Origin of the sequence: Phenylobacterium sp. (assembly GCF_025351295.1) — a bacterium.
In the GTDB taxonomy this organism is placed as follows: Bacteria; Pseudomonadota; Alphaproteobacteria; order Caulobacterales; family Caulobacteraceae; genus Phenylobacterium.
Map to the genome: position 1 here is coordinate 114,218 of NZ_JANXWD010000106.1, position 16,165 is coordinate 130,382.

Below are 16,165 nucleotides of genomic sequence, written 5' to 3' on the forward strand. Positions count from 1 at the left end.
TGTTCAGGTCGACCTGCAGCGGGTTGAAGTCGGCCCGATCGGTGGTCTCGCTGCCCGGGCGCGCGTGAACAGCGACGTGACGTCGAAGACGGCGATCGGCAGGTCGAACCAGCCCAGGTGGTGCGGGTCCGTCGAGCCACCGTCCACACCGTCGACCAGCAGGAAATAGTGGTTCGCGGTCACCGCGGTGATCCCGGGCCCCTGATGGGCCGGCGGCGGAACCGGCACGGTCGTGACCAGCCCCGGGTCGAAGCCGAAGGTGTCGGGGGTTCCGAGCGTGCCGTCCGGGTTCTGGTGCTGATCGACGAAGCCGATCTCGTGGTAGTTCAGCACCACGACGAACCCGCTGCCGTTGGTCTCGAAAACCTCGGAGACCACGACGTTGGACAGATTGATCCGCTGTAATTCCTGCAGCTCGCCCCTGATCGGCCCCGCCGCGATCAGCGAGGCGCTGCTGGTGCGATGCTGGGTCGCCACCAGGTCGAGGAAGGCGGTCAGCCCGGCCTCATTCGCCAGGGTGATGCGAAGCCCCCCATAGGTATTGATCCCGAAGGAGCCGCCTCCGATCGCGCTCTCATCCGTGTGCGTGACGTCGAACGAGAAACGGATGACATCGAAGGCGCCGAGGAAGGCTTCCGCGGTGGACGAGCCGCTGAGGCCCTCGACCTCGAGGAAATACTTCAACGCCATGGCCTGTCCCCACCTGGACATCCACCGCAGACGCCTAATGCGCCTGTGTCAATCCGATACGCCCTCTGCGGGATATCAAAGTTGGACGAACACGATCCCGCCGACGCGCGACGTCACCAGAGGTGCGGCTCGAAGACCGTGCTGGCGCCGGTGAGGGCGACGTAGGTCGCCGGGTCGTGCTCGCTCAGACCGGTGGTCAGCGCCGTGTGGACCGACAGCGCCGGACCGGCGCCCGGCAGGGTCACGGTGATGCCGTTGTTCACATAGTCGCCGGCGATCGCCTTGGCGCTGGAGAACAGCCCGCCCAGCGAGATGTGGGTCAGGCTGGCGAACTCCTGCAGGACGCCGCCCAACAGGCCGCCGACCGTCTTCACGGCATCGCCGATCAGGTCGCCGCGATGCTCGCCCAGGACCACGATGGGGTCGTCGCTGACCACATAGTTGGTGATCCGCGGATCGGCGTGGACACCGAACACATGCTTCTCGGGCAGCGCGCCGGGCGAGCCGAAGGTCACCGCGCGATAGTGGTCGTCGCCGAGGTGCTCGGACATGAAGATCTGGGCCATCGCCCCGCCGGCCGAGTGGCCGGTCAGCACGACTTTGCCGCCGGCGTCGGCGAACTGCTCCACCGCCTTCACCAGGGATTTGAAGGCGCCGTACTGGTCATCGATGTTGGTGACGTCGCTGATCCAGTCGTGCGCCCCGTCGGTGCCGCGGAACGCCACCACCATCACCTGCTGGCCGTCCAGCATGCCGGTCGACACCGCCGCGGCGCCATGGCCGTGAGTGTAGAGCCCATCATGCATGTGCAGGCCCGCGAAATCGAAGGCGGTGAAGCCGATGGGCTCATGCGCGCCCGGATCGGCGCCATAGGCGTCGTCGGCCAGCGCGGCCAGGACCTGGGCAGTGTTGACGGGCATGGTTCAAGCTCCCCCGCGACCCACGGACGTCGCGAACCGCGCCAGCAGCTTAGCGCCTGAGGGGTTAAGGCGTCCCTGCGGCCGGTTGAGCGATGCGCGCCCTAACGCCCAGTCTTCGCCGCCGCTTCCTCGGTCGCCTTGTCCTTGTTGGCCTGGCTGACGATGTAGTGGAGGATCGCCTCGGCCTCGCCGTCCGCAAGGATCGACTTGAACGAGACCATGCCCTTGTCCGCGCGGGCCCCACCCAGGACGATGGCGTTCCAGTCGGCCAGGCTGTGCAGGGTGGTGGAATAGCGCAGGTCGGGGATGGTCTTCTCGGCCACCCCACCGGCGCCGTGGCAGCCGGAGCAATAGCGGCCGTAGATGGCCTGGCCGTCGATCACCTGCTCGTTGGTGCCGCTCATCAGCGGCGGGTTCAGGGTGTGCGAGGTCGCGCCGGCGGCCTTGACCGCGGCGCTCGGCAACTGGGCCTGGCCACCCAGCTTGAACACCAGAATGCGGGAGTTGTTGGCGCTGACCGCGCTGGTCCGCGCCTGGCCAGGCGGCAGGCCGCGGGCGCCGACCAGGATGGCCACATATTGCTCGCCGGCGATGGTGTAGGTCGACGGGGCGGCCACGACGGTGGCCTGGGTCGGGCCGGCCCAGAGCCGCTGGCCGGTCCGCGCGTCGAGGGCGGTGAATTCGCCGCTCCAGTTGCCGGAGAACACGATGTCGCTGGCGGTGACCATGGTCCCGGAGGCGCCGTAGTCCTTGTCCGGGACCCGCCAGGCCTCTCGGCCGGTGACCGGGTTCCAGGCCTGCAGGTAGCTGCGGATATTGCCCCGGGCCGGGGCGCCCGGTTGGGCGTAGAGCCTGGTGATCTCGTCTGAGAACGAGACCGTGCCGGTGTTGTAGGTGCGCGAGTTGGTCTTGAAGCCATCGGGCTTGACGCCGGCAAAGCCGGTCGAGTTCTCGGTCACCGGAATGTAGACGAGGCCGGTGCGCGGGCTGAACGACATCGGGTGCCAGTTGTGGGCGCCGAGCGGGGCCGGATAGACGATCACGGCCTTGGCCGCGGTGTAGCGGGCCCCCGGGTTCTCCACCGGACGGCCGGTCTTCAGGTCGATCTTCGAGGCCCAGTTGGCGGGCGCGAACCGCGCGGCCGACAGCAGCTTCCCGGTCGCCGCGTCCCAGACATAGAAGAAGCCGGTCTTGGGCGCCTGCATCAGCACGTGGCGCGGCTTGCCGCCGATCTTCAGGTCGGCGGTCATCATCGGGTTGGTGTTGTCGTAGTCCCACTGGTCGCCGGGGACTTCCTGGAAGTGCCAGACGTATCTGCCGGTCTCGGCCTTCACCGCGATGATCGAGGAGACGAACAGGTTGTCGCCGCCGCCCGGGCTGCGGATCTCCCGGGACCAGGACAGGCCGTTGCCGGTGCCGAAATAGATCAGGTCGGTTTTCGGGTCGTAGAGGATGGTGTCCCAGGCCGTGGCCCCGCCGCCGAACTTCCAGAACTCGCCGCTCCAGGTCCTGGCGGCCTTGTCCAGCAGGGGCGTGTTGGTCGGATCGCCCGGCGCGGCGGGCACCGTGTAGAACCGCCACCGCAGCTTGCCGGTCGCCGCGTCATAGGCCGAGACATAGCCACGGCAGGTGTATTCGGCGCCGGCGTTGCCGATGATCACCATCCCCTTCACGACCCGCGGAACCTGGGTGATCGTGTAGGGCTGCTTGGGATCGGTGGTCTGGACCGACCAGTCGACCTTGCCGGTCCGGCCGTCCAGGGCGATCAGCCGGCCGTCCAGGGCGCCCAGGTAGATGCGGCCCTTCCAGGCCGCGACGCCGCGGTTGACCACGTCGCAGCAGGCGATCTGGCCGGTCGCGCGATCGACCTTGGGATCGTACTCCCAGAGCTTGCGGCCGGTGCGGGCGTCGAACGCCTTGACCATGCTCCAGGCCGAGGTGACGTAGAGCACGCCGTCGACAACGACCGGGGTGGCCTCCTGCCCGCGCTCGGTGTCGATGTCGCCGTACCAGGCCAGGCCCAGCTGCTTGACGTTGGCCTTGTCGATCACGGTCAGCGGGCTGTAGCGCTGCTCGTCGTAGGTCCGGCCGGCGGACATCCAGGTTCCCGGCTCCCGGTCGGCCGCCAGCTGGCGGGCGTCGTCGACCGCCGCGGAGCCGATCGCCGCATGACCCTGCGCGCCCGGGCGGTTCGGGGCCGAGGCGACCAGGGTCGGGCCGAACATCAGCGGCAGGGCCAGGCCCGCCGCCAGCAGGGCCCGCAGCCACGCCCTGCCGCCGAAATTCGTCTCGCCCGCCGATTTGCGGTTCTGGTGATTGTGCATGCGTCGCTCCCCTGCCGGTTTCTTCCCATTCCCCGGCGGCGGAGACAAGGCGAGCGGGGCAGCGCCGCCGGCGGCGCGGCATCGGCGAAGGTCGCGGCTTTCGAGCGCGTGACTTCCGCCGAAATTGAATGCGATATTGGGTTTCGGAGGGGTGGAATGGCGGCGTCCGAACGGAGCGCGGACCTGGATGCGGCGTCGCGTACGGGGGCCCGGGCGCGGACCGCGCGCCTGCGCACGGCCATGGCGGTCGTGGCGCTGGTCTGCCTGCTGTGCGGGCCGCTGTTCGTGGAGACCGTCGACCGTGACGCGCCGCGGCCGGTCGCGGGCCGCCTGGACCTGACGGGCTACCATCCGCTCTCCGCGCCGATCGCGCTCGCCGGGCAGTGGCGGTTTGTCTGGCGGACGGGCCCGCCCGGCCCGCCGGCCGGATCGCAGCGCTTCATGCAGATGCCCGGCAGCTGGTCGGACAAGGGCTCCAGCCTGCCCGAGCAGGGCGCGGCCAGCTACCACCTGCTGTTCACCGGCCTGAGGCCGGGCCGCTACATGCTCTATGTGCCGACGGTCTACGCGGCCTCGCGGGTGAGCGTGAACGGCCGGGTGTTGTCGGAACAGGGCGTGGCCGGTCCGACCGACGCCACGACGGATCCCACGGTGCGCTCGCACGACGTGCTGATCGACGCCGACGGCCTGCCGATGGACCTGCAGGTGGACGTCTCCTCGTTCCGGCAGCGCGAGAACGGGCTGGAGGTGGCGCCGATGTTCGGCCTCGCCAAGCCGATGAACCAGTGGACCACGCTGCACTGGCTGCGCAGCATGCTGCTGCTGACCTGCCTGATGGTCCTGGCCTGCTACGGGATGATCATCTTCGTCTTCCGTCGCCGCGAGCTCGGCTGGTTCTGGTTCGCCTTTTCCGCGCTCGGCGTAATGCCGGTGATGGCGGTGTTCAGCCATGACAACCTGATCCTGGTCGCCGCGCCCGGCCTGTCGCTGTTGGGCATGCGGGTGATCGAGTACACGTCGGTGGTCGTCGCCCTGGGCGCGATCCTCGCCTACACCGAGGAGCTGTTCCCGCGCGAGAGCCCCAAGACGCCGCTGCGGCTGTTCCAGGGGGTGGTAGCCATCGACCTGATCGCCTATGCGGTCGCCGCCGCCGCCAACGGGACCATGGGGCTGAGCGAGGTCGCCTACTGGTCGCTGTGGGTGCGCATCGGCGTGCTGGCCTTCGTGCTCTGGATCGTGACCGTGGCCGCCATCCGGCGCCGGCGCGGCGCGGCGGTCTACCTGCTGGGCATGGTGATGTTCTTCAGCGCCATGATCTACACCGACCTGATGGCCAACGGGTTCCTGCCGGCCAAGGGGGCGGGGCTGGATGTGCTGCCGCTCGGCATGCTGGTCATGCTGCTCAGCCAGATCGTGATCATGGCCGAGCGCTGGGGCGGGGCGATCGACGCCGCGGAGTCGACCAGCGGCGAGCTGCGCCAGCTGCTGGACGTCAACGTCGCCATCGCCAGTGAGATCGAGCTGGCGGCCCTGCTGCGCCGGATCGTGCAGGTCACCTCGCAGATCCTGCAGGCTGACCGCAGCTCGCTGTTCCTCTACGACGATCGCACCGACGAGCTCTGGTCGATGGTGGCCGAAGGGGTCGACAGCCGGGAGATCCGCTTCCCGGCCCGCCAGGGCCTGGCCGGCGACTGCTTCTACTGGGGCGAGGCGGTGAACGTCACCGACGCCTACGCCGACTCCCGCTTCAACCAGGCCGTCGACAAGGCCACCGGCTACCGGACGCGCACGGTGCTGTCGGCGCCGGTGGTGACCCGCGACGGCCGCAAGCTGGGGGTGATGCAGGCGTTCAACCGGCTGGACGGCGACGTGTTCGACGACTCGGACGTGGAGCGGATGAACGCCTTCGCGGCGCAGGCGGCGGTGGCGATCGAGAACGCCACCCTGTTCGGCGAGGTGGCCTCGGAGCGGAACTACAACGACAGCATCCTGCGCTCGATGTCGAGCGGGGTGGTGACCCTGGACCGCGAGGCCCGCGTGGTGAAGCTGAACGCCGCGGCCTGCGCCATCCTGGGCGTCGCGCCGGAGGCGGCCGGCGATCCGGAGACCCAGGCCGCGCTGGTGGCCAACAACCCGTGGCTGGTGGACGAGATCCGGGCGGTGGCGGCCAGCGGTCAGCCCAAGACCCTGCTGGACGCCGACCTGGTGACGGTGCCCGGCGAGACCATCTCCGCCAACGCCTCCATCGTGCCGCTGATGGCCGACGAGGGCCAGGCCGGCCTGCTGATCATCGTGGAGGACATCAGCGAGGGGAAGCGCCTGCAGGGCGCCATGCGCCGGTTCATGAGCCAGAACGTGGTCGACCAGATCATGGGCCGCGAGGACGAGCTGCTGTTCGGCGCCGCCTGCCAGGCCAGCATTCTGTTCGCCGACATCCGCGGCTTCACCAGCCTGGCCGAGCACCTGGGCCCGCGCGACACGGTCGACATGCTGAACGAGATCTTCACCGACCTGTTCGAGGCGGTGGCGGGATCGGACGGCATGCTCGACAAGTTCATCGGCGACGCGATCATGGCGGTCTACGGCGCGCCGCTGAGCTCGGGCCGCGACGAGCTCAACGCCGTCGACAGCGCCGTGGCCATGGCCGGCATGATGGTGGCCATCAACCAGCGCCGCGCCGGCCGCGGCACCCCCGCCGTGCGGCTGGGGGTCGGCATCGCCAGCGGCGAGGTGGTGGCCGGCACCATCGGCTCGCCCAAGCGGATGGACTACACGGTTATCGGCGACAGCGTGAATCTGGCCTCGCGGCTGGAGGGGATCACCAAGATCTACGGCGTCGGCATCGTGATCTGCGAGGACACCGCCCTGGCGGTCGGGACGGCGCACCCGATGCGCGAGCTCGATGCGATCAAGGTGCGCGGCCGCCAGCAGCCGGAGCGAATCTTCCAGGTGCTGACCGCCGACGCGCCGGTGAGCGCCGTCACCCTGGAAGCCTATGCCCGCGGCCGCGAGGCGATGGCGGCCGGCCGGTGGCCCGAGGCGATCGCGGCGTTCGAATCGGCCCTGGCCGCGACCCCGGACGACAGCCCCTCGGCCCTGATGCTGGGCCGCGCCCGCACCCTGGCGGAAACCCCGCCCCCGGCCGGCTGGGACGGCGTCTGGGACTCCGCGAAGGCGGCGTAGGGCGAAGCCTCAGACCTCGACCACGGCCTTGCCGACCGGGGTGAGTGACAGCACCGCCAGCTTGACGTGCTGCCAGGCGAACGGGATGCCGATGATGGTCACCGCCAGGGCGACGGCCAGCAGGATGTGGTGCAGCGCCAGCCACCAACCGGCCAGGACCAACCACAGAATGTTCAGGCAGCCGCTGGTCACCCCGGGGTCGCGCTCGACCACGATCTTGCCGAACGGCCAGTAGCTGAACCCGGCCATCCGGAACGCCGCCGGCGTCCACGGCAAGCCGATCACGGTGACCGCCAGGATCAGGCCGGCCAGGATCCACAGCGACCCGGAAATCCAGCCGCCCAGCACAAACCAGAGGATGTTCATCAACAGTCGCATGCGTCGCTCCGCCGGGGCGCAACTGGTAGCACACGTCCGGGAGAATCGCCGCCGCGCCTAATCCTGGTCCGGGGCATCGCACGGCTTGATCGCGCTGGGCCGCGGTCGGGCTTTCGGGGCGGGGGCCTCGAAGATGGCCAGGTAGCCGACGCCGCCGTCCAACTCGGCCTGGGAAATCTGGCGGTAGCCCACCGCCTCGAACTCGCACTTGAGCAGGGCCGGCGGGGTGCCGTGGCGCTCGGTCGGACGGTCAAGGTCGATGACGCCGACCCGGCCGCCGGGCTTCATGTCGCCGGCCAGCCGCCAGAGCAGGGCGTAGGGGTTCTGGATCTCGTGGTACATGTGGACCAGGACGGCGCGGTCGACGCCATGCGGCAGCTTCGGGTCGTCCGCCGTCCCGATCACGATGCGGACGTTGCGCAGGCCGCGGCCGGCGGCCTCGCGGCGCAGGCCGGAGAGATAGGACTCCATCACGTCCTCGGCGTAGACCACGCCGCGCGGCCCCACCACCGGCGACAGGCGCAGGGTGTGGTAGCCGGAGCCGGCGCCGATATCGGCCACCACCATGCCGGACCGGATGCCCAGGCCGCGGACCAGCTGGCCGGACTCGTCGGCCGCGTCGCGGTCGGGGCCCGAGGACCAGATCGGCGAGACTATACTGGCCACCGGCCGGTCGGGCAGCGGGAACCCGGCCTGGTCATGGGTGGGATGGGCCGCGGCGCCCTGGCCGGTCGACGGCGGGGAGCACGCGGCCAGCGCACAGATGGCGAGTATGGCGAGACTGAAACGCATCGCCGTCCTTCTCATCCTGAATCCCGCCATAGCGCCAGTGAAACGGAACGAGAACGTGTTATAGGCGCACGATGGCCGACGCCTCAGGTCCCGCCCCCGATGTGCTGCCCGCCCGGTTCCAGGCCTGGTTCGAGGGCCGGGGCTGGGCGCCGCGCGCGCACCAGCTGGAGATGGTGGCGAAGGGTCGCGCCGGCCGCGACGCCCTGCTGATCGCGCCGACCGGCGGCGGCAAGACCCTGGCCGGCTTCCTGCCCAGTCTGATCGAGCTCAGCGAGCGGCCGCCGGCCAATGCGCCGCGGGGCCTGCATACCCTCTACATCTCGCCGCTGAAGGCGCTGGCGGTGGATGTGGAGCGCAACCTGGGCGCCCCGATCGCCGAGATCGGGCTGAACGTGGTGGCCGAGAGCCGCACCGGCGACACCGGCTTGGCGCGCCGCCAGCGCCAGCGGGTGAAGCCGCCCGACATCCTGCTGACCACGCCGGAACAGCTGGCCCTGCTGTGCGCGTGGGAGGGGGCTAGGCTCTATTTCGAGGACTTGTCCTGCGTGATCCTGGACGAGATCCACACGCTGCATGCGTCCAAGCGGGGCGACCTGCTGGCCCTGGACCTGGCGCGGCTGCAGGTGCTGGCGCCGCGGATGCGGCGGGTGGGGCTGTCGGCGACCGTGGACGATCCGCTGGTGATCAAGAACTGGATGGCGTCGCATCGGAATGTCGACGTCGTGGGCGGTCCCAGCGCGCACGGCCCCGCCTCTATCGACCTGGTCCGCGGGCCGCCCGGCGCGCAGCCGATCGTCGACGTCCTGCTCTCGGAGGGAAAGGTCCCCTGGGCGGGACACACCGCCCAGCACGCCATGCAGGAGGTCTACGACGTCATCCGGCGCAGCCGCATCGCGCTGGTGTTCGTCAATACCCGCTTCCAGGCCGAGTTCGCGTTCCAGGAGTTGTGGAAGCTGAACGACGACGACCTGCCGATCGCCCTGCACCACGGCAGTCTCGCCGCCGAGCAGCGGCGCAAGGTGGAGGCGGCGATGGCGCGGGGCGAACTGCGCGCCGTGGTCTGCACCTCCACCCTGGACCTGGGCATCGACTGGGGCGACGTGGACCTGGTGATCCAGCTGGCGAGCCCCAAGGGCGCGTCGCGGATGGTGCAGCGGATCGGCCGCGCCAACCATCGGCTGGACGAGCCGTCCCGCGCGCTGTTTGTCCCGGCCAACCGCTTCGAGATGCTGGAGTGCCAGGCGGCCCGCGAAGCCATCGCGGAAAACAAGCTCGACGGCGACCCGCCAAGGGTGGGGGCGCTGGACGTGCTGGCCCAGCACGTGATGGGCTGCGCCTGTTCCGAGCCGTTCGACCTGCTGGCGCTCTACGACGAGGTGCGCTCGGCCGGGCCCTACCGCGACCTGACCTGGGAGGACTTCGAGGCGGTGGTCGATTTCGTCTCCACCGGCGGCTATGCGCTGAAGACCTACGACCGCTTCCGACGCATCGTCCAGTTACCCGATGGACGCTGGAAGGTGCGGGACCTGAACGTGGCGCAGAGGCATCGGTTGAACGTCGGTGCGATCGTCTCCCCGGCCATGCTGTCGGTGCGCATCGCCATGCGCGGCGGGAGAGGGGGCCGCAAGATCGGCGAGATCGAGGAGGGCATGCTGGAGATGCTCGACCCCGGCGACACCTTCATCTTCGCCGGCCAGATCTGGGCGCTGGTGGGGATCACCAACCTGGACGTGCTGGTCACCCCCGCCGCCCACAAGGACCCCAAGATGCCGTCGTGGGGATCGTCGAAGTTCGCGCTCTCCACCTACCTGGCCAAGCGGGTGCGCCAGCTGATGTTCGACCAGGACCACTGGAGCGTGCTGCCGGCCGACGTGCGCGAGTGGCTGGAACTGCAGCGGGACCGGTCGCTGATCGTGGCCGAGGACGAGATGTTGCTGGAGACCTTCCCGAAGGGGCAGCGGCATTTCATGGTCTGCTATCCGTTCGAGGGGCGGCTGGCGCATACGACCCTCGCCATGCTCCTCACGAGACGGCTGGAGCGGCTGGGGGTGGGGCCGCTGGGCTTTGTCTGCAACGACTATGCGATGGCGATCTGGTCTCTGGAGCCGATGGACGCGATCGATTTCGGCGAGCTGTTCTCGCAGGACATGCTGGGCGACGACCTGGAGGCCTGGCTGTCGGAGAGCTTCATGATGAAGCGGGCCTTCAAGGGCTGCGCGATCATCTCCGGCCTGATCGAGAAGCGCTTCCCGGGCGCCGAACAGAAGACCGGCCGGCAGATCACCTTTTCCACCGACCTGATCTATGACGTCCTGCGCCGTCACCAGCCGGACCACATCCTGCTGCAGTGCGCGCGGGCCGATGCGGCGACCGGCCTCATCGACGTGGCGCGGCTGGGCGACATGCTGGCGCGGATTCGCGGACGCATCCGGCATTCCGCCCTGGACCACCTGTCGCCGTTTTCGGTGCCGATCCTGCTGGAGATCGGCAAGGAACGCTCGCCCGGCGCCGCCGGCGACCGCATCCTGGCGGAGGCGGAAGACGACCTGATCGCAGAGGCTACCCGGTGAACGCGCTTGCTCCCCTGCCCCACACCTACGCGTTCGCGGCCAGCCCGTGCGGCGGACTGCGGCTGCGGGTTCGCGACGCCGAGGTGACCATGCGCTGCTCGGGCGCGCTATGGCTGGAGGCCGAGGGCTGCCTCGTGGTGGCGGACCTGCACCTGGAGAAGGGGTCGAGCTACGCCGCGCGCGGCCAGATGCTGCCGCCCTACGACACCCGCGAGACCCTGCGGCGACTGGAGGCGGAGGTCGCCGCGCTGGCGCCGGCCATGGTGATCCTGCTGGGCGACACCTTCCATGACCGGAAGAGCGAGGGGCGGCTGGCGGCGGACGATGCGGATCGGCTTCGGGCCCTGGCGGTGGGCCGCAGGCTGGTGTGGGTGATCGGCAACCACGACGCCGACGGGCCGCGGGCGCTGCCCGGCGAGGCGGTGGACCAGATCGCCCTGGCCGGCCTGACTTTCCGCCACGAGCCGCAGCCCGGCGCCCAGCCCGGCGAGGTGGCCGGCCACCTGCACCCGGCCGCCAAGGTCCGCGCGCCCCGCGGCACCGTGCGGCGACGGTGTTTCATCACCGACGGCGAGCGGGCGATCCTGCCGGCCTTCGGCGCCTATGCCGGCGGCCTCAACGTGCTGGACGCGGCGTTCGCGGGGATGTTCGTGCGGCCCCCTCTGGCCGGCGCGCTGGGGACCACGCGGGTGCGGGCGGTGGGCTGGCGACAGCTGGCCGGGGATTGAGCGGGCCCCGCAGCCCCGACGTCCCGGCCGAGACCTTCGCGAACGCCGCGCGGGCGCGGGCCTCGGCCTGACGGCCGGCCGACAATGTGCTGGGCAGGGCGTAGTTGCCTTCGTGGCAGGCGAATTCGTAGAGCGGGCCTTTGGTAGCGTGGAAGGTCAGTTCGCCCTGCCAGGGCTGGGTGAACTCGGCCGGCGCGTGGACCCAGAACTCATAGTGCAGCTCGGTGGGCGAGGTGCGGGAGAGGCGCTCGACGACCCGCATGTCGTCCGCGGGGCCTGCCTCATAGCCGATATCGGTGGCGATGAAGTTGGTGGTCTCGATCACCAGGACATCGCCGTCCCAGCGGCCAATGGAGTCGCCCATGGCAAAGCGCAGGGACGGCGGCGGGTGCCGCGCGTCCGGCGCCAGGCGGACGATGCGCAGGGCGGCCATGTGCTCGGCCAGCATCGCGAGCTGGCCCGGGGTCTGCACGAACTGATAGTTGTCGTTGTAGCCGCCGTTGAGCATGGGCGGGCCCGCAGCGTCGGTGGCGAGGCAGCGCTCGCTCCGGTCGCGCGACTCCGGATTGTCGAAATCGACCTTGCGGCGCTTGGACCGGGCCTTCTGTGACGCGGTGGCCTTTGCCGTGAAGGGCAGCTGGCCGTCGGCGGGGGACACGAGCTCGGAGCTGCGGATCTGGCCACGGATGCGCATCAGGCCGATGTCGGTGTCCCACCATTCGGAGTCAGCGCCGCCAATCGTGTCGTTGGGGATCTCGGGCGGCTTGCCCAGGTGCTTCTTCTCGTAGGTCAGGGCGTCGGCCTCGGTGACCACCAGGGTCTTGAAGTCGTCCGGGCGTTCCAGTTGGGTCAGGGAATTGTTGCTCCAGAGGCCGGAGAAGTTCGGGGCCGCCACGGCGGGCGCGGCCACGCCCAGCCAGACCGCCAGAACGAGCTTCGCCCCTCGCACCACCACCCCCTGCCCTTTGTCCTCGCCCGCAGGCTAACGCCGCGCACTGAGGTGGCTACGAGTCCGAAGCCGGGTCCGGATGCCGCGACGGTCCTGCACGCATCGTAGGCGCCGACGCCGAACAGGATCAGACCGCGTTGCCGGTGGAACAGCGCGGTGGGGGCCGCGCCCCGCCGCCAGGCCCGGGCTGGGGGGACGGGACCCCTGGGCCTGGCTTTGGCGGGACACGGCCCCGGCGGGACCGCCGTCCGGCCCTCGTCGAGACGGGAGGGTTAGCCGGCTCTGCGAGACGCAATCGGACGGCGGGGGGGTCCCGCTAGGCGTCGGCGGCGGCGGCCTCCAGGGCGCGACGCCGGCGAAGGCTGGCGCCCGCCAGACCGAAGCCGGCGAGCATGAGGGCCCAGGCGGCGGGCTCGGGCGTCGGCGAGAGCAGTGCGTTCTGCGGCGAGAAATCGGCGATCTGGGCGCTGTTGCCCAGGCCGGTGCGCGGCCACAGGTTGAAGCCGTAGTGCTGCGGCTTGAAGCCGGTGGACGGCAGGAAGGAGAGCGGGATCAGGGCGGTGAAGCTGTCGCCCGTGATGGTCGCGGTGAACGGATGGCCGCTGACCACGCCCACCCCGGTCTTCTGGATCACCAGCGCCTGGTTGAAGATCACATTGGGCTCGCCGATACCGCCGAACGGCCTGATCGGGCCGGTGCCGGTGTCGACGCCGACCACATAAAGCCCGGGCTTGGCCGCGTTGATCGCGCCGGCGAAGGTCGCGCCCACCATGAAGGTCGAGGTCCCGAAGTCATAGTTGACCGTGAAACTGGTGACGTCGAGGTCCGGATCGTCGGGACCAGCGAAGCTGGCCAGGAAGTCGCCCGTCGGATCGGTCACGGTGTTGGCGTGGGCCGCCCCGGCGCCCAAGGTGAGAATGGCGCCGGCGACCAGCAGGAGTTTCCGCATTTTCAGTGCTCCTCAGATTGTTCCAGACAGCCCGCACCGGTCCCGGCGCCGCTTCACGTCAATGCCGGACGCTTCGGAAAAGGTTCAATCGGGGGTTGGCGCGGCGGGTGCTTAAGTTGTGCTTTGAACCTTTCCGCCGCCGGGGGGCATAAACGCTGAGACGCAAGGGAGGCCCATGCTCCGAAGGGGCGGTGACATCGGCGAACGGCGCAGCGCAGTGGTGCAACCGCTGGCGCTCGATGAGACACGCCTGATCGCCCGGATCGTGGGCCGCGACCTGCGGGCCTTCGAGCAGCTCTACCGCATCTACCACCCGCGCCTCAGCCGGTTCCTGATCAACATCCTGCGCCGGCCACACCTGGTCGAGGAGGCGCTGAACGACACCCTGATGGTGGTGTGGCGGCGGCCGGAAGCCTTCAATGGGACCAGCAAGGTCTCGACCTGGATCTTCGCCATCGCCTATCGGACCGCGCTGAAGGCCCGGTCGCGGCACGACGAGCCGGTGGAGGATCCGCAGGCCGGGTTCCGGGCCAGCCCGGACGCGACCCCGGAGCAGGACCTGGGCCGGCGGCAGCTGCAGGAGATCCTGGCGACCGCCATGGGCCAGCTGTCGCCGGAGCACCGCGCGGTGGTGGACCTGACCTATTTCCACGAGGCCGGCTATCGCGAGATCGCCGAGATCCTCGACTGCCCGGTGGGTACGGTGAAGACGCGGATGCACCATGCCCGGCGGCATCTGAAGGGCATGGTGGCCGACCAGATCGGCCCGGATTGGTGGTGATGGGGGACGGCGTCATTCATATCCGTAACGACGAGCATCAGGCGCTGCGCGAGCTGTTGCCCTGGTTCGTGACCGGGCAGCTGGATGCGGTCGAACAGGCCAGCCTCGATGTCCATGTCGCCGGCTGTGCGGAATGCCAGGCCGAGGTGCGCTTCCAGCGCCGGCTGGAGGCCGAGGTGGCGCGGCTGCCGGTGGACGTCGAAGAGGGCTGGTCGCGGATGCGCCTTCGGCTGGAGGCCGACCAGCCGGCGCTCGAGGCCGCGCGCCCGGCGCGCGCTTCGGCGCGGAGCGCGTGGCTGGGCTGGGGCATCGCCGCGACCATGGCGCTGGCGGCGGGGGCGGTGGCGCTGTCGTCGATGCGCCTGCCCGGCGCGCCCGCAGCGGGCTATCATGCCCTGGGCGCGGCGCCCGTGAGCGAGGCCGGCAACGTGGTGGTGATCTTCCGTCCCGACACGACCGAGGCGCAGATGCGCGCCAGCCTGCGGGCCGTCGGCGCGCAACTGGTCGGCGGACCGACCGCGGCCGACGCCTATGTGCTGCGCGTCGCCCCCGCCGGACGGACCCAGGCGCTGACGACGCTGCGCGCGCGATCCGACATCGTGCTGGCCCAGCCGGTCGACAGCGGGGCGGCGCCCTGATGGCCTGGCTGCGCCGATACCTGCTGTGCGGCCTGCTGGCCTGGATGGCGGCGGTCGGCCTGGCCCAGGCCGAGACCGCGCGCCCGGAGCCATCCGACCGCCAGGTGCTGGTGCTGCTGCGGCTGCCGGCGGACCACAACCGCCCGGACGCGACCTATGGCGGCGGCTATGGCCCGGGCGCGGCCCAGGCGGCGCGGAGGCGGATCGCGCTGCGCCTGGCCCACGCGCACGGCCTGACGCTGTCGACCAGCTGGCCGATGCCGGTGGTGGGGCTGGACTGCTTCGTGCTGAGCGTGCCGGCCGGCCAGTCGACCGAGGCGGTGGCGGCGCAGTTGTCGCAGGACCGCGCCGTGGCCTGGTCCGAGCCGATGCATGTCTATCGCGCCGAGGCTCACGCCCAGGCCCCCGCCCCGGCCCTGACTGCCGGCGCCCCGCCCAACGACCCGCTGTACCGCGCCCAGCCGGCGGCCCGCGAATGGCGGCTGGACACCCTGCACCGCTACGCCACCGGCCGGAACGTGCGGGTGGCGGTGGTCGACAGCGCCGTCGACATCCATCACCCCGACCTGGCCGGCCAGGTCCTGGCCAGCCAGAACTTCGTCGAGGGCCGGCCCGACAACCCTGAACTGCACGGCACCGGCGTCGCCGGGATCATCGCCGCGGTGGCCGACAACCGGATCGGCATCGTCGGCGTGGCCCCGGGCGCGCGGCTGCTGGCGCTGCGCGCCTGCTGGCAGCAGGACGCCCAGGCCACCCTCTGCAACACCCTCAGCCTGGCGCGGGCGGTCAGCTTCGCCATCGAGCACAGCGCCCAGGTGATCAACCTCAGCCTGGCGGGACCGCCCGACCTGCTGCTGGGCCGGCTGATCGACGTGGCCCTGGCGCGGGGAATCGTGGTGGTGGGCGCCGTCGACCCCGGCCTGGCGCGGGGCGGCTTCCCGGCCTCGCATCCCGGCGTGGTCGCGGTGGCCAGCGGCAGCGGCGGCCCCAGCCCCGGCGCCTTCATCGCGCCCGGCCGCGACGTGCCGACCACCCAGCCGGGCGGAACATGGGGCCTGGTCAGCGGCAGCTCCTATTCCGCCGCCCATGTCAGCGGCCTGTTCGCCCTGCTGCGCGAGCACGACCGGCGCGGCGGTTCGCCCCTGACCCTGGTGGTCGCCCGGGTCGGCGGTGGGATCGATGCCTGCGCGTCCCTGCTAGGGGCCGCCGGCCCCTGCGGCGGCGCCCAGCCCGTGGCCTATTCGGCGATTCCGCGCCCCTAAG

General features: G+C 70.5%; 13 protein-coding genes. 6 read left to right on the top strand and 7 right to left on the bottom strand.

Annotated elements, in window-relative coordinates; all coding sequences use genetic code 11:
- Window positions 1-3: 3 nt before the first annotated feature.
- From Q0R13_RS15640 to Q0R13_RS15650, 3 genes are all read right to left on the bottom strand, one after another.
- Entirely contained in the window at window positions 4-690 is a 687-nt protein-coding gene (locus tag Q0R13_RS15640; RefSeq protein ID WP_293905552.1) for a type VI secretion system tube protein Hcp, read from the bottom strand.
- A gap of 113 nt (window positions 691-803) precedes the next feature.
- The gene (locus tag Q0R13_RS15645; protein WP_293905554.1) at window positions 804-1,610 is read right to left on the bottom strand and encodes an Mbeg1-like protein; all 807 of its coding nucleotides are present in this window, start codon (window positions 1,608-1,610) and stop codon (window positions 804-806) included.
- 101 nt (window positions 1,611-1,711) lie between these two features.
- Window positions 1,712-3,934 (bottom strand): PQQ-dependent dehydrogenase, methanol/ethanol family, encoded by a 2,223-nt coding sequence (locus Q0R13_RS15650; RefSeq protein ID WP_293905556.1) that lies wholly within the window; start codon window positions 3,932-3,934, stop codon window positions 1,712-1,714.
- A 156-nt stretch (window positions 3,935-4,090) separates the two neighbouring features.
- On the opposite strand from Q0R13_RS15650, the gene Q0R13_RS15655 reads away from it, so the two are divergent.
- Window positions 4,091-7,117, top strand: coding sequence for an adenylate/guanylate cyclase domain-containing protein (locus Q0R13_RS15655; protein ID WP_293905558.1), 3,027 nt, complete (start codon window positions 4,091-4,093; stop codon window positions 7,115-7,117).
- 9 nt (window positions 7,118-7,126) lie between these two features.
- On the opposite strand, the gene Q0R13_RS15660 is transcribed toward Q0R13_RS15655, so the two are convergent.
- Window positions 7,127-7,495 (bottom strand): YccF domain-containing protein, encoded by a 369-nt coding sequence (locus Q0R13_RS15660; RefSeq protein WP_293905561.1) that lies wholly within the window; start codon window positions 7,493-7,495, stop codon window positions 7,127-7,129.
- Between the two features lie 57 nt (window positions 7,496-7,552).
- A complete protein-coding gene (locus tag Q0R13_RS15665; RefSeq protein WP_293905563.1) occupies window positions 7,553-8,287 on the bottom strand; it encodes a methyltransferase domain-containing protein in 735 nt (244 codons plus the stop codon).
- 71 nt (window positions 8,288-8,358) lie between these two features.
- On the opposite strand from Q0R13_RS15665, the gene Q0R13_RS15670 reads away from it, so the two are divergent.
- Both Q0R13_RS15670 and pdeM read left to right on the top strand, forming a co-directional pair.
- Window positions 8,359-10,857, top strand: a complete 2,499-nt coding sequence (locus Q0R13_RS15670) for a ligase-associated DNA damage response DEXH box helicase (protein ID WP_293905564.1) — start codon at window positions 8,359-8,361, stop codon at window positions 10,855-10,857.
- Window positions 10,854-11,585, top strand: a complete 732-nt coding sequence (gene pdeM, locus Q0R13_RS15675) for a ligase-associated DNA damage response endonuclease PdeM (protein WP_293905567.1) — start codon at window positions 10,854-10,856, stop codon at window positions 11,583-11,585. The genes Q0R13_RS15670 and pdeM overlap by 4 nt, the downstream gene beginning before the upstream one ends.
- Here the strand turns inward: pdeM and Q0R13_RS15680 are convergent.
- Together Q0R13_RS15680 and Q0R13_RS15685 are read right to left on the bottom strand one after the other, a co-directional pair.
- The gene (locus Q0R13_RS15680; RefSeq protein WP_293905569.1) at window positions 11,473-12,534 is read right to left on the bottom strand and encodes a hypothetical protein; all 1,062 of its coding nucleotides are present in this window, start codon (window positions 12,532-12,534) and stop codon (window positions 11,473-11,475) included. The two genes, pdeM and Q0R13_RS15680, sit on opposite strands and share 113 nt — an antisense overlap.
- Window positions 12,535-12,850: 316 nt before the next feature.
- Window positions 12,851-13,483, bottom strand: a complete 633-nt coding sequence (locus tag Q0R13_RS15685; protein ID WP_293905571.1) for a PEPxxWA-CTERM sorting domain-containing protein — start codon at window positions 13,481-13,483, stop codon at window positions 12,851-12,853.
- 175 nt (window positions 13,484-13,658) lie between these two features.
- Here Q0R13_RS15685 and Q0R13_RS15690 point away from each other — a divergent pair, with 175 nt between their 5' ends.
- From Q0R13_RS15690 to Q0R13_RS15700, 3 genes are read left to right on the top strand one after another with little or no spacing between them, the layout of a single operon-like run.
- Window positions 13,659-14,264, top strand: a complete 606-nt coding sequence (locus tag Q0R13_RS15690) for a sigma-70 family RNA polymerase sigma factor (protein ID WP_293905574.1) — start codon at window positions 13,659-13,661, stop codon at window positions 14,262-14,264.
- Window positions 14,264-14,902 (top strand): anti-sigma factor, encoded by a 639-nt coding sequence (locus Q0R13_RS15695; RefSeq protein WP_293905576.1) that lies wholly within the window; start codon window positions 14,264-14,266, stop codon window positions 14,900-14,902. The genes Q0R13_RS15690 and Q0R13_RS15695 overlap by 1 nt, the downstream gene beginning before the upstream one ends.
- Window positions 14,902-16,164, top strand: coding sequence for a S8 family serine peptidase (locus tag Q0R13_RS15700; protein WP_293905577.1), 1,263 nt, complete (start codon window positions 14,902-14,904; stop codon window positions 16,162-16,164). The genes Q0R13_RS15695 and Q0R13_RS15700 overlap by 1 nt, the downstream gene beginning before the upstream one ends.
- Window position 16,165: the final 1 nt, after the last annotated feature.

Coding starts and splice junctions, on each gene's coding strand:
- Q0R13_RS15655 (WP_293905558.1), top strand. CDS start 4,091: ATGGCGGCGTCCGAACGGAGCGCGGACCTGGATGCGGCGTCGCGTACG.
- Q0R13_RS15660 (WP_293905561.1), bottom strand. CDS start 7,495: ATGCGACTGTTGATGAACATCCTCTGGTTTGTGCTGGGCGGCTGGATT.
- Q0R13_RS15690 (WP_293905574.1), top strand. CDS start 13,659: ATGCTCCGAAGGGGCGGTGACATCGGCGAACGGCGCAGCGCAGTGGTG.
- Q0R13_RS15640 (WP_293905552.1), bottom strand. CDS start 690: ATGGCGTTGAAGTATTTCCTCGAGGTCGAGGGCCTCAGCGGCTCGTCC.
- Q0R13_RS15685 (WP_293905571.1), bottom strand. CDS start 13,483: ATGCGGAAACTCCTGCTGGTCGCCGGCGCCATTCTCACCTTGGGCGCC.
- Q0R13_RS15670 (WP_293905564.1), top strand. CDS start 8,359: ATGGCCGACGCCTCAGGTCCCGCCCCCGATGTGCTGCCCGCCCGGTTC.
- Q0R13_RS15650 (WP_293905556.1), bottom strand. CDS start 3,934: ATGCACAATCACCAGAACCGCAAATCGGCGGGCGAGACGAATTTCGGC.
- Q0R13_RS15695 (WP_293905576.1), top strand. CDS start 14,264: ATGGGGGACGGCGTCATTCATATCCGTAACGACGAGCATCAGGCGCTG.
- Q0R13_RS15645 (WP_293905554.1), bottom strand. CDS start 1,610: ATGCCCGTCAACACTGCCCAGGTCCTGGCCGCGCTGGCCGACGACGCC.
- Q0R13_RS15700 (WP_293905577.1), top strand. CDS start 14,902: ATGGCCTGGCTGCGCCGATACCTGCTGTGCGGCCTGCTGGCCTGGATG.
- Q0R13_RS15665 (WP_293905563.1), bottom strand. CDS start 8,287: ATGCGTTTCAGTCTCGCCATACTCGCCATCTGTGCGCTGGCCGCGTGC.